This window comes from Ochrobactrum sp. EDr1-4 (assembly GCF_049199085.1).
Lineage (GTDB): Bacteria > Pseudomonadota > Alphaproteobacteria > Rhizobiales > Rhizobiaceae > Brucella.
The window spans coordinates 788590-803309 of sequence record NZ_JBLZOF010000001.1; the positions used below are offsets into that span (position 1 = coordinate 788590).

The window sequence follows — 14720 nt, forward strand, 5'->3', positions numbered from 1 at the left end:
TTGTTTTGTCTTCGTTTTCAAACATCGTCCGACGCGAAGCCGCTTCGTGCTTTTAATGAAAATGATTTTAAAGGAACCAGAATCCGTCTTAGTGCGGCCTGGTATAATTCATATGACTCGGTTTCGTATCAATTTCCGGGGACCTGCTTTCCGCAATGTCCTCGGCTACACCGTCAGCCACTGGCGAAGTCAGCCTCTGCGGCTGACGCTGATCATTATCAGCATGCTGCTTGCAACAGCCGCAGACGTCCTCACACCTCTCTATTCAGGGAAGCTGGTTGATGCGCTTTCGCTTGGACAGGATGGCGCATGGGATGCAGCCATTCACGCGCTGATCATTCTGCTTGTCTTAGGCGCAGTTGCTTTGATCACACGTCAGCTCACCTTCTATGTCATCACGGATTTCACGTTGAAAATCATGAGCGACATGGCTGCGAGCGCGTTTCACAAGCTACAGCGTTTTTCAACCGACTGGCACGCAAATGCCTTTGCCGGATCGACCGTGCGTAAGGTTTCGCGTGGCATGTGGGCGCTTGATCTGCTCAATGATACGTTGCTGCTTGCGCTGCTGCCGTCGATCTTGATGCTGCTCGGATCAGTCGCACTTCTCGCATGGTACTGGCCGATGATGGGTCTGCTGGTATTCATTGGTTCAGTGCTGTTCATCGTCTGCACGATTGTGATTTCGCTTGGCTTTGTTGCGCCTGCCGCAACTCTTGCCAACAGCTGGGACACACGCATGGGCGGCGCTTTGGCTGATGCGATTTCTTGCAATGCGGTTGTGAAAGCATTCGGTGCTGAAACCCGCGAAGATGGACGTCTTGCCAAGGTCGTCACCAAATGGCGCGGACGCACACGTCGCACATGGCTGATCGGCACGCTCAACGGCTTCATTCAGGGTGCAAACCTGTTGATCATGCGTGGCGTGGTCATTGGCTTTGCGCTTTATCTCTGGAGCCAGGGCAAAGCGACCGCAGGTGACATTACGTTTGTTCTGACCGCCTTCTTCATGTTGCAGGGCTATCTGCGCGATGTGGGTATGCATATCCGCAACCTGCAACGCTCGGTCAACGACATGGAAGAGCTGGTTCAGATCGAAGCCGAACCTTACGGTATTGCTGATAGGTCGGGTGCTGGTGCAATCCAGATTGGAAATGGCGAGATCACGTTTGATAACGTCACCTTCCATTATGGCAGCCACGACACGCCGCTTTATCGCGACTTCTCGGTTAGGATCGAAGCTGGCGAGCGCGTTGGTCTGGTCGGCCATTCGGGTTCGGGCAAGACGACATTCGTTAAGCTCATCCAGCGTCTCTATGATGTGAGTGGCGGTGCCATCAAAATCGATGGACAGAACATTGCCGAAGTCACGCAGGCTTCGCTCAGATCGCAGATTGCTATCGTGCAGCAGGAACCAATCCTGTTTCACCGCACGCTGGCTGAAAACATCGCCTATGCTCGCCCCGGCGCAACACAAGCCCAGATCGAGCATGCAGCGATGCTTGCCAGTGCGCATGAGTTTATCATGCGCTTGCCAAAGGGCTATGCAACGCTTGTCGGTGAACGTGGTGTGAAACTTTCGGGTGGTGAACGTCAGCGTGTGGCGATTGCCCGTGCATTTCTGGCGGATGCGCCAATTCTTATTCTGGACGAGGCAACATCGAGCCTTGATTCAGAATCGGAAGTGCTGATCCAGCAAGCGATGGAACGGCTGATGATCGGTCGTACCACACTTGTGATTGCACATAGGCTTTCAACGGTTCGTGCACTCGATCGGCTGTTGGTCTTTGACAGAGGCAATATCGTCGAAGAAGGCGATCATGATGCGCTTATCCGTAAGCCTGGTGGTATCTATCGTCGTATGTTCGAACGGCAGGCCTTGGAACTGACCAAAGGTCTTGATTTATCTTAAGATGGAATGGGCCGGGAAACCGGCCCATTTTATTTGGAAACCTTGCCGGATGATTGGCGAATAATCAGCTTGTAATCGATATGCCGCGACGGCGATGCCTCGCTGGTTTCTATCTGGCTCAAAAGCATATCCACCGCATCATAGGTCATTTCGCGGATCGGCTGATGCACGGTGGTGATCTGCGGCGATACCATGCTCGAAATCGCACTATCATCGAACCCAACAATGGTCAGCTCATTTGGCACGTCGATCTTATGATCATAGGCTATTTGCAGAACGGCTGCCGCCATATCGTCATTCGATGCAAAAATCGCAGTGGGTCTGTTCTTCAGCGACAAGAGTTTGCGGCCAGCCTCCAGACCGCTTGCAAAGCTAAAACCACCCTCCGCCTCATAATCAGGATTATGCGCAATTCCCGCCTGGTCGAGCATTTTGCGGTAACCCTCGACGCGCAATTGCGCTGAGCGGTGCGTCAGATCTCCGATCACAATTGCAATCTTACGGTGCCCCAGATCGAGCAAATATTGCATCAGATCGCAAGCCGCTTTCTCGTCATCAATGGCAATGCTATCTGTCGGATGCACACCAAAATCACCAGCCACGCGCGTAAAAGGCATCGCGGATGCAATCAGTTCCTGCAAAATCTCAGGATCATCCGACATCGGCGGTGTTACGATAATTCCATCAAGACCCGACGCATGGGCGGTCTCAATCAGCGATCCGCGAATATCTGCACGGTTCTCGACCGGAAATATCAAAAGCCGGTAGCGCGTGCCGCGCAAACGATCCAGCGCGCCTATCTGTAGTTCGGTTACATAGCTTTGGCTCGGATTTTCAAAGAAAAGTCCGATCAGATGCGAGCGGCGTTCGACCAGATTACGCGCCGCAGCATTGGGGCGATAGCGCAGCTCGGCGCCTGCCAGTTTGACCTTTTCGCGGATCGTATCGCGGACATTCGGCTCGTCATTATAAACACGCGAAACTGTCTTGATAGACACGCCTGCCAAACGCGCCACATCGTGGATCGTCGCTCTCTTATTGGATGCGGCCATGGCCGTTATGCACTCTCCCCAGTGATATGGCCAATTTAGTATCTGCTTTGCAGATCAACGCAAAGAGTTAAATGGAGCATATCTTGGAACGGGTGAGAAAGCGCTTTTCGCGACCATTATCGAGTGAGAACATACCGCCGCGCCCTGGAATGACATCGATGATGAGTTCGGTATGTTTCCACGCTTCATATTGCGCACCGCTGATATAAAACGGCGCACCGCCGATTTCACCGAGCTTCACATCGGCATCCGATAGTAACAAATCGCCCTGCGGATAACACATCGGTGACGATCCATCGCAACAACCGCCCGACTGGTGAAACATGATCGGACCATATTCGGCCTGCAACTCGGCGATCAGCTCCAGCGCTGCGTCAGTGGCAGTGACCTGCTCTTGTTCAGAGACTTGTGGCATGGTTCCTCCTCATTTAGAGCGCATTTCGATCTGATCAAATCAAATCGGCGCTCTACAGTCTTTTACTTGAAGCATAATCTTATCGATCTTCGTTGAACGAAGGTCGGATTATGCTCTAACAAAGCCGCCGCATCACTACGGCGGCTTTACTTCTTTGTATCTGCGCATGTCTTTTGCCCCAAAACCGGTTCCCACTTTTGGGAGACATGCTTTATTATCGCAGCATTACTGCGTCAGGTCCATCACGACGCGGCCTTCGATCTGGCCAGCGCGCATTTCATCAAAGATCACATTGATATTATCGATCTTGTCGGTGCGGATGGTGGCCTTAACCTTGCCTTCAGCGGCAAAGTCAATCGACTCCTGCAAATCAAGACGTGTGCCGACGATGGAACCGCGAACGGTGACGCCATTGAGCACCATATTGAAGATCGAAAGCGGAAATTCACCGGCTGGCAGGCCGTTCAAGGCGATCGTGCCACCGCGAGCCGCCATGCCAATGGCCTGTTCAAAAGCCTTTGGTGAAACCGCTGTCACCAGAACGCCCTGCGCGCCGCCGTCGGTCTCTTTCTTGATATAGGCTGCCGGATCATTATGCGTCTTGGCATTGACGGTAACCGTTGCGCCCAACTTGCGCGCAAGATCAAGTTTCTTGTCGTCAATATCCACAGCAGCAACATTCAGACCCATAGCCTTAGCATATTGCACCGCCATATGGCCAAGACCGCCAATACCAGAAATCACCACCCAATCGCCCGGTTTTGTATCTGTGACCTTGAGGCCCTTATAGACAGTCACACCGGCACAGAGGATCGGCGCAATCTCGTTAAACGAGATGTTTTTTGGCAGATGACCGACGAAATTCGGATCAGCAACAACATAATCGGCAAAGCCGCCATTGACCGAATAGCCAGTGTTTTGCTGCTCTTCGCAAAGGGTTTCCCAACCGCCAAGACAATGCACGCAATGACCGCAAGCCGTGTAAAGCCAGGGAATACCGACGCGGTCGCCTTCCTTCACATGCTTGACGCCACGACCAACCGCCGAGACAAAACCAACGCCTTCATGGCCCGGAATAAATGGCGGATTTGGCTTTACCGGCCAATCGCCTTCGGCAGCATGAAGATCGGTGTGGCACACGCCCGATGCCTGAATTGCTACCTGAATCTGGCCATCGCCCGGCACCGGAATTGGTACTTCATCAATGGTTAGTGGTTTGCCGAATTCGCGAACCACGGCAGCTTTCATTGTCTTAGCCATTACGAGAACATCCTTCTAAATTTTGGGTCGGATAGACAGGCACAAAGTCCTGCCGACCCGACCCTTTCCTGGGAGGAAACAGGGGGGAGCGGCTTCAAAATTATTTCTTTGAAGCCGCACTGAATCAGTGAAATTGCAAAGGCGACGACCCGCGGCTGATATACCGCGGATCGCTTTCATTCTTAGAAGAAGCCAAGCTTCTTCGGGCTGTAGCTCACAAGCATGTTCTTGGTCTGCTGGTAATGATCGAGCATTTTGAGGTGGTTTTCGCGACCGATACCCGACTGCTTGTAGCCACCGAATGCAGCATGGGCCGGATAGGCGTGGTAGCAGTTTGTCCAGACACGACCTGCCTGAATGGCGCGACCAAAGCGATAAGCGCGTGTGCCATCACGTGTCCAGACACCGGCACCAAGGCCATAAAGCGTGTCGTTGGCAATCGCGAGCGCTTCAGCATCGTCCTTAAACGTGGTGACCGAAACAACAGGGCCGAAGATTTCCTCCTGGAAAATCCGCATCTTGTTGGTGCCCTTGAACACGGTCGGCTTAACGTAATAGCCGCCTGCCAGATCACCAGCCAGTTCATTACGCCCGCCGCCGGTCAGCACTTCCGCGCCTTCCTGCTTGCCGATGTCGATATAGCTCAGGATTTTTTCGAGCTGTTCGCTGGATGCCTGCGCACCGATCATGGTTGCCGGATCAAGCGGATCACCCTGAACGATAGCTTCAACGCGCTTCAATGCCCGTTCCATGAACTTATCGTAGATTTTTTCATGGATCAGCGCACGGCTTGGGCAAGTACAGACTTCGCCCTGATTGAGCGCAAACATAACAAAGCCTTCGATTGCCTTGTCGAAGTAATCATCATCTTCAGCGGTTACGTCCGAGAAGAAGATATTTGGCGACTTGCCACCCAGTTCCAGCGTCACCGGAATAAGGTTCTGACTGGCATATTGCATGATCAAACGACCGGTTGTCGTTTCACCAGTGAAAGCGATCTTGGCAATGCGCGGGCTTGATGCAAGCGGCTTGCCAGCTTCTAGGCCAAAACCATTGACCACATTCAGCACGCCCGCTGGCAGAAGATCGCCGATCACTTCCATCAGAACGAGGATGGAAGCCGGTGTCTGTTCAGCAGGCTTCAACACCACGCAGTTACCTGCAGCAAGTGCTGGTGCGAGCTTCCACACAGCCATCAACAGTGGGAAGTTCCACGGAATAATTTGGCCGACAACGCCCAGCGGTTCGTGGAAGTGATAGGCAACCGTATCGTGATCGATTTCGGAAATACCGCCTTCCTGCGCACGGATTGCACCAGCGAAATAGCGGAAGTGATCGATTGCCAGCGGCAAATCGGCATGGGTGGTTTCACGGATCGGCTTGCCGTTATCCCATGTTTCTGCCGCTGCCAGCTTTGGCAGATTGGCTTCAATCCGATCGGCGATCTTATTGAGGATTACAGCGCGTTCAGCCGGACTTGTTTTCCCCCAAGCTTCTTTGGCTGCGTGTGCTGCATCAAGTGCTGCGTCGATATCTGCCGCATCAGAACGAGCGACTTCGCAAAGCACCTGACCATTGACCGGCGATGTATTTTCAAAATAGCGGCCCGACTTGGGTTCAACCCATTTGCCGCCGATGAAATTGCCATAACGTTTGGCAAACTCCGGCTTTACGGAGCGATGAAATTCAACCTTGTTCATTATTTCCTCCCAAAATTCAACGCCGCTCCTACGGCGTTTCAGACACAATGTGGCGCGGCTCTTGGGAGGAGTCATCCAGCGCTGGATAGTATGCTGTATCAATGTGTCTCAATAATGCGACACAATTCAAAAACTAATTGGGTCTTATGATTTTCAGGCGATTAAGCTTGCGATGAAGCGTGGCGCGGCTGATGCCCAGAAGCTTTGCAGCCGATGAGACATTGCCTTCTGAACGTGCAATGGCGCGCAAAATAACGCTACGCTCAGACTCTGCCATATCCTCACGCGGATCGGCATTCCAGCCAAGCAGGTCGGCAGCAGGCAGCGCGGTCGAAAGCGCTTCATCGGTCAGATCAAGCGAAAGACGCGCCGCACGTGTGGCACCAATGACGAGGTCATCCTTATCGACCGCAATCAATGCGCCGCCAGTTCTGTCGGCACTTGGCGCAAGCACGATACGCGCATCTGGAAAAGCCTGGCGGAAATTCTCGGCCTCAATGCGGCGCGCCGCATCAATTACCGCAACAGAAATCAGCTGCACGAAGGCTTCCGTCAAATCGCTGCGGCAGGACGAAACATCAAGCGCTGCCATAATGCGTCCCTGATGGTCATGGATTGGCGCGACTGTGCAGGAAAGCCCGATATTGCGGGTGTGAAAATGCTGGTCGCGATGGATGGTCAGCGCGCGCTGTTCAGCAATGCAGGTGCCAATGCCATTGGTGCCTTCAACGGCTTCGCTCCACACGGCACCCGTCCACAGACCCCAATCGTAAAACGTATCGTCATCACCCGCAGCACCGCGACGTTCGACCGGCACACCTTGGCTATCAGCCAGAAGCACACAGCAGCCAACGCCGCCAACCGCCATGTAAAGCCGGTCCATGCTGGCTTGTGCGATACTGATCACACGTTCCATGCGCTGACGTGTCGTGCGTAATTCATTATCGGATAGCGTTTGAACAGACCCTACCTGCGAGGGATCAAGCCCATAAAGGCGGGAGGAGCGTCGCCACGAGGCGACAAGTGCTGAGCGCGCCGCACCGCCCGTATCAATTGCGGACTGAATACGGTCAGCATGAATCCTGTCTTGCGGTGCACCCATGTTTTCCTCCCAGAAAGGCTGGAAACCGCCTAATGAGTGGATAATGACTTTTTATCGGACGGGTTGCAAGCGAACCGTTACACGACTTTCGCAGGTTCGACGAAAGTCTCAAGGGCTGCGACTTCCATCGCATTCATCCGCAGGCCAAGTTTGGTCCGGCGCCAGAGAATATCTTCTGCCGTATGCGCCCATTCATGCTCGATGAGATAGCGCACTTCCGCTTCATAAAGGTCGGCACCCAAATGTCGGCCAAGCTCGGCAAGTGATGTGGCGTTACCAAGCAAAACACGTGCGCGCGTTCCGTAAAGCTTGAACAGACGGCGGGCGTGGATCGCTGACAAAAACGGATAATCGGCTTTCAGCTTTTCCAATTCGCGATCAAAAGCCGTTGCTTCGAAATCACCTCCCGGCAGAGATGCGGCGTGGGTCCATGGCGCACCCTTTTTGCCCAAGTGATGCTCGATCTTCTCCAGCATATGTTCGGCCAGCCTGCGCGCGGTGGTCAACTTGCCGCCGAACACATTGATCAGCGGGGCAGCGCCCTGCGGCGCATCTTCTTTGAGCACATAATCGCGGGTTGCTTCCTGTGCCTTGCTGGCACCATCATCATAAAGCGGACGCACGCCGGAATAGGTCCAGACAATATCTTCAATGCGCACAGGCTCACGGAAATATTCGCTGGCACAGGCACAAAGATAATCGGTTTCCTTGTCGCTGATCGCAACCTTCGCCGGATCACCTTTATAATCCTGATCAGTCGTGCCGATCAGCGTGAAATCATCCTCATAAGGGATTGCGAAGATGATGCGTCCATCATTGTTCTGGAAGAAATAGGAGCGCGGATCGGAAAACTTCTTGCGCACAACGATGTGACTGCCCTGCACCAACCGCACATTGTGCAACTGACGTTCACCTTCGACACCTTCCAGTACCTTGTCCGCCCATGGACCTGCGGCATTGACCAAAAGGCGCGCGCGAAATTCTTCGCGAAGACCCGTATCGATGTTTTCCAGCGTCACTGTCCAGGCTTCATGGTCGCGACGGGCAGAGATAACCTTAGTGCGCGTGCGGATCATCGCACCGCGATCAGCGGCGTCACGTGCGGTGAGTGCTGTAAAACGCGCATCATCCACCCAGCAATCCGAATATTCGAAAGCCTTGGTGAAAAGCGGCTTGAGTGGTGCGGCGACCGGATCGGTCCGCATATCCAGCGTGCGGGTTGCAGGCAGCATTTTGCGGCCACCCAGATGATCATAGAGAAACAACCCAAGGCGCAGCAGCCATGCCGGACGCACACCGCCCTTATGAAAAGGCAGCACAAAACGCATAGGATGAATGATGTGAGGGGCATTTGCCCAAAGCACTTCGCGCTCCATCAGCGCTTCGCGTACCAGACGAAACTCGTAATGCTCCAGATAGCGCAAACCGCCATGGATAAGCTTGGTGGCCCGCGATGAAGTGCCGCTCGCCAGATCATTCATCTCGGCAAGACCGACGGAAAAGCCGCGCCCTATAGCATCGCGGGCAATGCCGCAGCCATTGATGCCGCCACCGATTACGAAAATGTCGAATATTTCATGCTGCGCCATGGTGAACCCTGAAGATCATCTCCAACCACCAAAACGAATATAATTTATTTAATACGAAAGCAAAACGAAAATGAAACGAAACTACGATTCTTTCTCTTCGGAAGAGCTAAGCGGGGCGGTTTCAATCATCTCAACCTCATTCTCGCGGCATAAATCACGCAATTGCCGCGACGGGCAGCGGTCAGTTATAAACGTATGGACCTGCGATATGTGGCCAAGGCGCACAGGTGCTGTGCGTTCGAGCTTGGTTGAGTCGCTTACCAGAATAACGTGACGCGCATTGGCGATGATCGCCTGCGCGACTTTCACTTCGCGGAAATCAAAATCCAGCAGCGCACCATCCTCATCCATCGCCGATGCGCCGATGATTGCGTAATCCACCTTGAACTGGCGGATGAAATCCACTGCCGCCTCACCCACGATGCCGCCATCAGAAGCGCGCACAACACCACCTGCAATCACCACTTCGATTTCAGGGTAAACGCGCAGCGTATTGGCAACATTGATGTTGTTGGTGATGACCATCAAGTTGTTGTGGTCGATCAGCGCATGACTGACGGCCTCGGTGGTCGTACCGATATTGATAAACAGCGATGCCCCATCGGGAATCATTTCGGCTGCCGCACGCCCAATCAATTCCTTTTCATTGGCTGCAATACGGCGGCGCGCTTCATATTCCATATTCTCTACGCCCGACGGATAAAGCGCGCCACCATGAATGCGGCGCAGCAATCGTGCCTTGCAAAGATCGTTGAGATCTTTACGCACCGTCTGCGGCGTTACGTCGAAAGCGACTGCCAAATCATCCACCAGAACTTGCCCCTGTCGGCGCGCGATATCCAAAATTGCATTGTGACGAGGGGTAAGCTGCATGGTGTTCCCGGCATGGAATTATTCTAACAATTAATTCGTAATTTCGCTGTTTTGCAAAAGAAAGCAACCACCTGATGACAAAACAGGCGGAAACTCACCATCTCTGCCCCTCATTGGAGGTATCGCCAAATAAACCTCCGTTTATTTCGAATCCGAAAGTTTTTCATTTCAGAAAGATACCGTTCAAAAGATAGCAAAAAGCCTCACGATCTTTGAGTGAACCTACACCTTCCGAATATAAATAAGCCAAACAAACATATTTCCCAGATCGTTAATTTAAATATTATTCAGATAATCCTTATTTCTTTGAGAAAAGGACCACAGATAAAATTGGTAATGGCGCCTTTATCCTATCAGTAAATGTGAAACATATATTCTTATCTGAAGGGGTTAGCTATGTCTAAACTGGGTATCTTTTTCATTTCCGTCGCACTTGTTCTTTTCAGTGGCAGTGCGTTTGCTCAAAGCGTGAATGTAGACAACAATACAAACTCGTCATCGCAAGCCGGAGCGACAGCTATTGCTGTTGGCGGCGGCGGAAATTCACCGAGCAAAATCAAAACAACGGTACCGGCTTTTGCACCGGGCCTCGTGGCCGCAGGTGTCCATTCCTGCGCGGGTTCAACAAGCGTGGGTGTCGGCGCAACCGGCTGGGGGTTGGGCTTTGGCAGCACTTATGAAATGCGTGAATGTAACCGCCGTGCCTATGCAGCAGCACTTCTAGGCATGGGTCAAAACAGAGCCGCACTCGATCTGATTTGTCTGAACAAGGAAGTCAGAGCGTCGCTGAATGCAACGGGCGTGGTCTGCCCTTCACAAGGCATAGCGACAGCACAAGCAACACCGCGCCGGGCACGACAGGCACCGCTTTTTGCATCTGTATCGAATGAAGAACCAGCTGCAATTCCAGCCAGTGCCCGTACAAGAACTGCACCGTCGCAGCCGATAACAGGAAAGCGAACTTATTCTGCCAAAGCGCTCGGGCTGAGTTCTGATCAGCTGCGCGCCAAGGGATGTGTTCTGCGCAATACAGCAAACAATGGACAAGCCTGGCACTGCTCGCGCCCTCTGATGTGAAGATCAGCACATATGCCCGGCCCAAAGAGGCTTTCAAAGAAGCTTTGGGCCGGCAACTCTGCGGTATAGCCCCTTGAGCATAAAGCCTGGCAGCAAGCGGATGGGCAGCGGGGTGTATCGTCAGGATATGCCGACCGAAACAAGATCGGGAACTCATTCAACACGTGGAGGACATCTCATCATGAAGAAAATTCTTATTGCTTCTCTCACACTTCTTGCAGCCGGCGCTCTGCCAGCAGCCGCGCAGACGGTAAACTGGAATGGTAGCTTTGGCGGTGCAAGTGGTGCTGGTTCTGCTGTTACCGGCGGTTTTGCGTTCGGCGCAGGCTCTACTGCGGCAGGTCAGGCAGCCACCACCGGCTGGGCAGAGGGCAAAGGCACAGTTGTCGGCATTGGCGGCAAGGTCGGACATTATGGCGGTAGTGCAGGAATAGGCTCCGGCTATTTCACCTCCGGCTCAGGCGGTCAGTCCGCTGCCATGGCGCAATCTGGCACAGGCTTTCTTGGCGGGAGTTCCGCAGGCACAGCCTTTGGCACCACATCCGGAGGATCTTCCGGCAGCATCAGCCTTCGTCGTTAACCAAAATCAGGCTGGCTGGAACTGGAGCGGTTATCTGTTGAGAGAAAGCCATCGACCCAAAGGCTCGACAGACAATTTTTCCAGAGCAAAAAACAGAAGCGGAACCGCATCAGGCGTCCATCCGCTCAGAAAAGAATGAGAGCCCCCTCAAAGGATACCCACTCTCATTCTGTAGGGGCAGGTGAAAATCTGCCCCTACCCCCTCATCTCAGAAGATCAGATGAGGCTCTACCTGCATTCCAAAAGCTAAGAAGCGCCGGCTGTTCAATTCAGGCGACGCTTCATAGTTTTTGGTATTGATAATGTTAGCATGTAAAAAACTTCATTCCTCACCAAACTTGTTGCCGTACATTTTATGCAGCTTACAAGCGACCTCCGTGCGATTGGCGGCGCCAATCTTGCGCATGATATTATGAACATGCGCCTTGACGGTACCTTCGCTCATGCCAAGTTCAAATGCGATGATCTTATTGGATTTTCCGACGCGAATGGCGTGAACAACTTCAATCTCACGCATTGTCAGTAATTCACCAAGTACATCGTCAGTCATTTCCTCAGACGGCGGCTTCATAAGCATAGAAGCAGGCACATACATACCACCTGCAAGCGCCAGATGGATGGCTTCCACACAAATCCGAATGTCCACGGATGTCGGAATGTAGCCACGCACACCAATTTCCATTGCCCGCATAACCTGTGACCATTCTTCACGTTCTGCCAGTAACACGAGCGGTATCGGATGCCACGCCTTCACCGCAGCTTCCACTTCATCAGAGAAAAACGGATCTGCCAGCCGTCTGGAACCCACATGCATGAGAACGACAATGGCTCCGTTCAGCGGCATATTTTTATAAGTTGCCGCGTAGCTTATAACGGGAAGCTTCAGCCCATTCATCATCAGGCCATTAAAGAGACATTCCCGCTCCAGATTGCTTTTACAGACGAGCATAAGATGAGGCTCATTCTGAACAGGCAAGCCAGTTGCAATTTCTTCACTCTTTTTTCTTTCCCCGAAGACAGCAAAAGCACCCTCGCGACTGCCATCAGGTGCTGCCCATAAGTAAGGCTCTCTTATTTGAAGCATTGCTTAGTTTCCTCTACTACTCATGTTTTTACTCGATACAAAACACTAGTTACGATAAAAACTTCGGCACTTTATTGGTATTTTCATTGCCAACCCAGCTGAAGACTGGTCTAAATATTGATACCAGCAAATAAACGTGTCATTAACTTATGTTAGCGGTTTATAAAAAAATGTGCTCGCCATAAGAACGACTTCGGGAACATAAAGTTATAAATTCTATAACTTTCGTTGAGCATGGGCAGCGGATGCATAGTGGGAACCAACACACCACCGCTTTACTGATCGACGGCTTGGTCAACTTATTGGAATCGCCTCCAATTCTTGCCAAGCTGGATTCGCGCGAAAAAGAGGCCATGCAGGCCCTTGCCATTTCAGAGCACAGCTATCCCGCCGATGCCGTTATCATTGATCAAGGTGCATCTATCCGCAGCATTCATATGGTCCGCACCGGATGGGGCTGCGTTTATCGAGATCTTTCAAGTGGAGAGCGGCAGATTATCGACTTTCCAATGCGGTGCGACTTCGTTGGATTAAGAACTGCTGGCGGCTACAGCTACAATACGATCAAAACACTGACGCCGATGTCTGTTTATGAAATACCGCTGGTGTCACTTGAACAAACAATCAAACAAGTGCCCCGTCTGGGCTTACTCTTCATTGAGATGCTTGCGCGACAGCGAGCGATGCTCGTTGAGCATCTAACCAATGTTGGCTGCCGCAGCGGTTTTGTCCGCACCGCGCATTTCTTGCTGGAATTGTCTGATCGCGTAAAATCCTGCGGCATGGACGAGCCGGATTCATTTTACTGTCCGCTCACGCAATATCAATTGGCCGATGCTCTGGGCCTTACCCCTATCCATCTCAACCGCATGATGAGGGAGTTGCGCGAGGAAGGGCTGGTCGTGTTCAAATCGTATAGAGTTGAAATTCTCAATCGATCAAGGCTTGTCGAAATTGCCGAGTATGACGGCGCATTTATGCGCATGTCTGTTTTCGACAGATCTATTTAAGCATTCACTTCTGGGAGAAAATGGTCGGAGTGGAGAGATTCGAACTCCCGACCCTCTGGTCCCAAACCAGATGCGCTACCAGGCTGCGCTACACTCCGTAACCATATTAGCGAGACTCGAACGTCTTGCTGTGAGCGGCTTATAGCGCCGCTCTTTTGAACCTGCAAGGGGATGCAACAGCTTTTTTTCAGCTATTTTTTTCAACCGCATAATTAGCTGGCTTATTTAGTTAAAAACTGGTGGTTTTCCCGCCCCAAAAGCCACAAAATCCGGGTTGGCAAAGCCTCTCGCGCTTCCATCAGAACGCGCACCATAGATCATCGGCTTTCCGTCGAAAGTCGTGGTCATGCCGCCTGCTGCGCGCAAAACTGCGTCTCCTGCCGCCGTATCCCACTCCATTGTCGGGCCAAATCGCGGATAAAGATCAGCATCGCCGCGCGCAATCATGCAGAATTTAAGCGACGATCCCACCGAAACACATTTACCGCTGTGATTGAGTTTAAGGAACTCTTCTGTTTCAGGCGTAAGATGAGAACGGCTGCACACAACGGTCTTTTCATCTGGCGCAATGCGAGCGGTAATCGGACGCCTGCTTACGATGTGATGGTCGGCAGACGTCGTCACTTCCTGCGCACCTTCACGCGAACCCACATAAAGCAGGTTACGCACCGGAGCATAAACTAGCCCTAGCACTGGCGCTCCACCTTCGATAAGCGCGATATTCACTGTGAAATCGCCATTGCGCAGAAGAAACTCCCGCGTTCCATCAAGTGGATCAATCAGGAAAAAATGTCTCCCCAATTGCGCTGGCAGTCGACCTGCCGCCGCTTCCTCTTCAGCCACAACCGGAATATCCGACGCAACAGATGCAAGGGCCGCAAGAATAATCGCCTCTGCCGCGTGATCGGCTTCGGTTACTGGCGACTGATCTTTCTTGGAATGAACGGCGCAGCCATCCGTGTAGTGTTTGATAATGACACGACCAGCCTCAAGTGCTGCATTCTCCAGCACAGTGAGCAACGCTTTGCTATCTGGGTCGGCTTTAGGGAAGGCTGCTGTTGTCATT

The 14720-nt window shown here is 52.4% G+C and carries 13 protein-coding genes and 1 tRNA gene; 4 read left to right on the plus strand and 10 right to left on the minus strand.

Annotation, left to right across the window (positions count from 1 at the left end; genetic code table 11):
* The first annotated feature begins 112 nt into the window (after positions 1-112).
* Complete coding sequence (locus ACOZHT_RS03975) at positions 113-1912, plus strand: ABC transporter ATP-binding protein (RefSeq protein WP_339509373.1); 1800 nt, start codon at positions 113-115, stop codon at positions 1910-1912.
* Positions 1913-1941: 29 nt separating this feature from the next.
* On the opposite strand, the gene ACOZHT_RS03980 is transcribed toward ACOZHT_RS03975, so the two are convergent.
* The 7 genes from ACOZHT_RS03980 to ACOZHT_RS04010 form a co-directional block, all read right to left on the minus strand.
* Positions 1942-2964, minus strand: coding sequence for a LacI family DNA-binding transcriptional regulator (locus tag ACOZHT_RS03980; protein ID WP_310012399.1), 1023 nt, complete (start codon positions 2962-2964; stop codon positions 1942-1944).
* A 67-nt stretch (positions 2965-3031) separates the two neighbouring features.
* Positions 3032-3379, minus strand: coding sequence for a DUF779 domain-containing protein (locus ACOZHT_RS03985; RefSeq protein WP_339509372.1), 348 nt, complete (start codon positions 3377-3379; stop codon positions 3032-3034).
* Between the two features lie 225 nt (positions 3380-3604).
* Positions 3605-4639, minus strand: a complete 1035-nt coding sequence (gene adhP, locus ACOZHT_RS03990) for an alcohol dehydrogenase AdhP (protein WP_339509371.1) — start codon at positions 4637-4639, stop codon at positions 3605-3607.
* A 182-nt stretch (positions 4640-4821) separates the two neighbouring features.
* On the minus strand, positions 4822-6339 hold the full coding sequence (gene adh / locus ACOZHT_RS03995; protein WP_339509370.1) for an aldehyde dehydrogenase: 1518 nt from the start codon (positions 6337-6339) through the stop codon (positions 4822-4824).
* A 133-nt stretch (positions 6340-6472) separates the two neighbouring features.
* The gene (locus ACOZHT_RS04000; protein WP_339509369.1) at positions 6473-7441 is read right to left on the minus strand and encodes a GAF domain-containing protein; all 969 of its coding nucleotides are present in this window, start codon (positions 7439-7441) and stop codon (positions 6473-6475) included.
* 77 nt (positions 7442-7518) lie between these two features.
* The gene (glpD, locus tag ACOZHT_RS04005) at positions 7519-9030 is read right to left on the minus strand and encodes a glycerol-3-phosphate dehydrogenase (protein WP_339509368.1); all 1512 of its coding nucleotides are present in this window, start codon (positions 9028-9030) and stop codon (positions 7519-7521) included.
* A gap of 81 nt (positions 9031-9111) precedes the next feature.
* The gene (locus ACOZHT_RS04010) at positions 9112-9903 is read right to left on the minus strand and encodes a DeoR/GlpR family DNA-binding transcription regulator (RefSeq protein WP_339509367.1); all 792 of its coding nucleotides are present in this window, start codon (positions 9901-9903) and stop codon (positions 9112-9114) included.
* Positions 9904-10299: 396 nt separating this feature from the next.
* Here ACOZHT_RS04010 and ACOZHT_RS04015 point away from each other — a divergent pair, with 396 nt between their 5' ends.
* A complete protein-coding gene (locus ACOZHT_RS04015) occupies positions 10300-10980 on the plus strand; it encodes a hypothetical protein (RefSeq protein WP_339509366.1) in 681 nt (226 codons plus the stop codon).
* Between the two features lie 181 nt (positions 10981-11161).
* Positions 11162-11560, plus strand: coding sequence for a hypothetical protein (locus tag ACOZHT_RS04020; protein ID WP_339509365.1), 399 nt, complete (start codon positions 11162-11164; stop codon positions 11558-11560).
* Between the two features lie 322 nt (positions 11561-11882).
* Here the strand turns inward: ACOZHT_RS04020 and ACOZHT_RS04025 are convergent, their stop codons facing one another.
* Positions 11883-12644 (minus strand): response regulator transcription factor, encoded by a 762-nt coding sequence (locus tag ACOZHT_RS04025; RefSeq protein WP_339509364.1) that lies wholly within the window; start codon positions 12642-12644, stop codon positions 11883-11885.
* 245 nt (positions 12645-12889) lie between these two features.
* On the opposite strand from ACOZHT_RS04025, the gene ACOZHT_RS04030 reads away from it, so the two are divergent.
* Positions 12890-13654, plus strand: a complete 765-nt coding sequence (locus ACOZHT_RS04030; RefSeq protein ID WP_339509363.1) for a Crp/Fnr family transcriptional regulator — start codon at positions 12890-12892, stop codon at positions 13652-13654.
* Positions 13655-13675: 21 nt separating this feature from the next.
* Here the strand turns inward: ACOZHT_RS04030 and ACOZHT_RS04035 are convergent.
* Together ACOZHT_RS04035 and cysQ are read right to left on the minus strand one after the other, a co-directional pair.
* Positions 13676-13752, minus strand: a tRNA-Pro gene (locus tag ACOZHT_RS04035).
* Between the two features lie 127 nt (positions 13753-13879).
* On the minus strand, positions 13880-14719 hold the full coding sequence (gene cysQ, locus ACOZHT_RS04040) for a 3'(2'),5'-bisphosphate nucleotidase CysQ (RefSeq protein WP_339509362.1): 840 nt from the start codon (positions 14717-14719) through the stop codon (positions 13880-13882).
* Position 14720: the final 1 nt, after the last annotated feature.

Excerpts from the sequence above, each read along its gene's own strand:
- ACOZHT_RS03975 (WP_339509373.1), top strand. The coding sequence starts at position 113 with ATGACTCGGTTTCGTATCAATTTCCGGGGACCTGCTTTCCGCAATGTC.
- ACOZHT_RS03980 (WP_310012399.1), bottom strand. The coding sequence starts at position 2,964 with ATGGCCGCATCCAATAAGAGAGCGACGATCCACGATGTGGCGCGTTTG.
- ACOZHT_RS03985 (WP_339509372.1), bottom strand. The coding sequence starts at position 3,379 with ATGCCACAAGTCTCTGAACAAGAGCAGGTCACTGCCACTGACGCAGCG.
- adhP (WP_339509371.1), bottom strand. The coding sequence starts at position 4,639 with ATGGCTAAGACAATGAAAGCTGCCGTGGTTCGCGAATTCGGCAAACCA.
- adh (WP_339509370.1), bottom strand. The coding sequence starts at position 6,339 with ATGAACAAGGTTGAATTTCATCGCTCCGTAAAGCCGGAGTTTGCCAAA.
- ACOZHT_RS04000 (WP_339509369.1), bottom strand. The coding sequence starts at position 7,441 with ATGGGTGCACCGCAAGACAGGATTCATGCTGACCGTATTCAGTCCGCA.
- glpD (WP_339509368.1), bottom strand. The coding sequence starts at position 9,030 with ATGGCGCAGCATGAAATATTCGACATTTTCGTAATCGGTGGCGGCATC.
- ACOZHT_RS04010 (WP_339509367.1), bottom strand. The coding sequence starts at position 9,903 with ATGCAGCTTACCCCTCGTCACAATGCAATTTTGGATATCGCGCGCCGA.
- ACOZHT_RS04015 (WP_339509366.1), top strand. The coding sequence starts at position 10,300 with ATGTCTAAACTGGGTATCTTTTTCATTTCCGTCGCACTTGTTCTTTTC.
- ACOZHT_RS04020 (WP_339509365.1), top strand. The coding sequence starts at position 11,162 with ATGAAGAAAATTCTTATTGCTTCTCTCACACTTCTTGCAGCCGGCGCT.
- ACOZHT_RS04025 (WP_339509364.1), bottom strand. The coding sequence starts at position 12,644 with ATGCTTCAAATAAGAGAGCCTTACTTATGGGCAGCACCTGATGGCAGT.
- ACOZHT_RS04030 (WP_339509363.1), top strand. The coding sequence starts at position 12,890 with ATGCATAGTGGGAACCAACACACCACCGCTTTACTGATCGACGGCTTG.
- cysQ (WP_339509362.1), bottom strand. The coding sequence starts at position 14,719 with ATGACAACAGCAGCCTTCCCTAAAGCCGACCCAGATAGCAAAGCGTTG.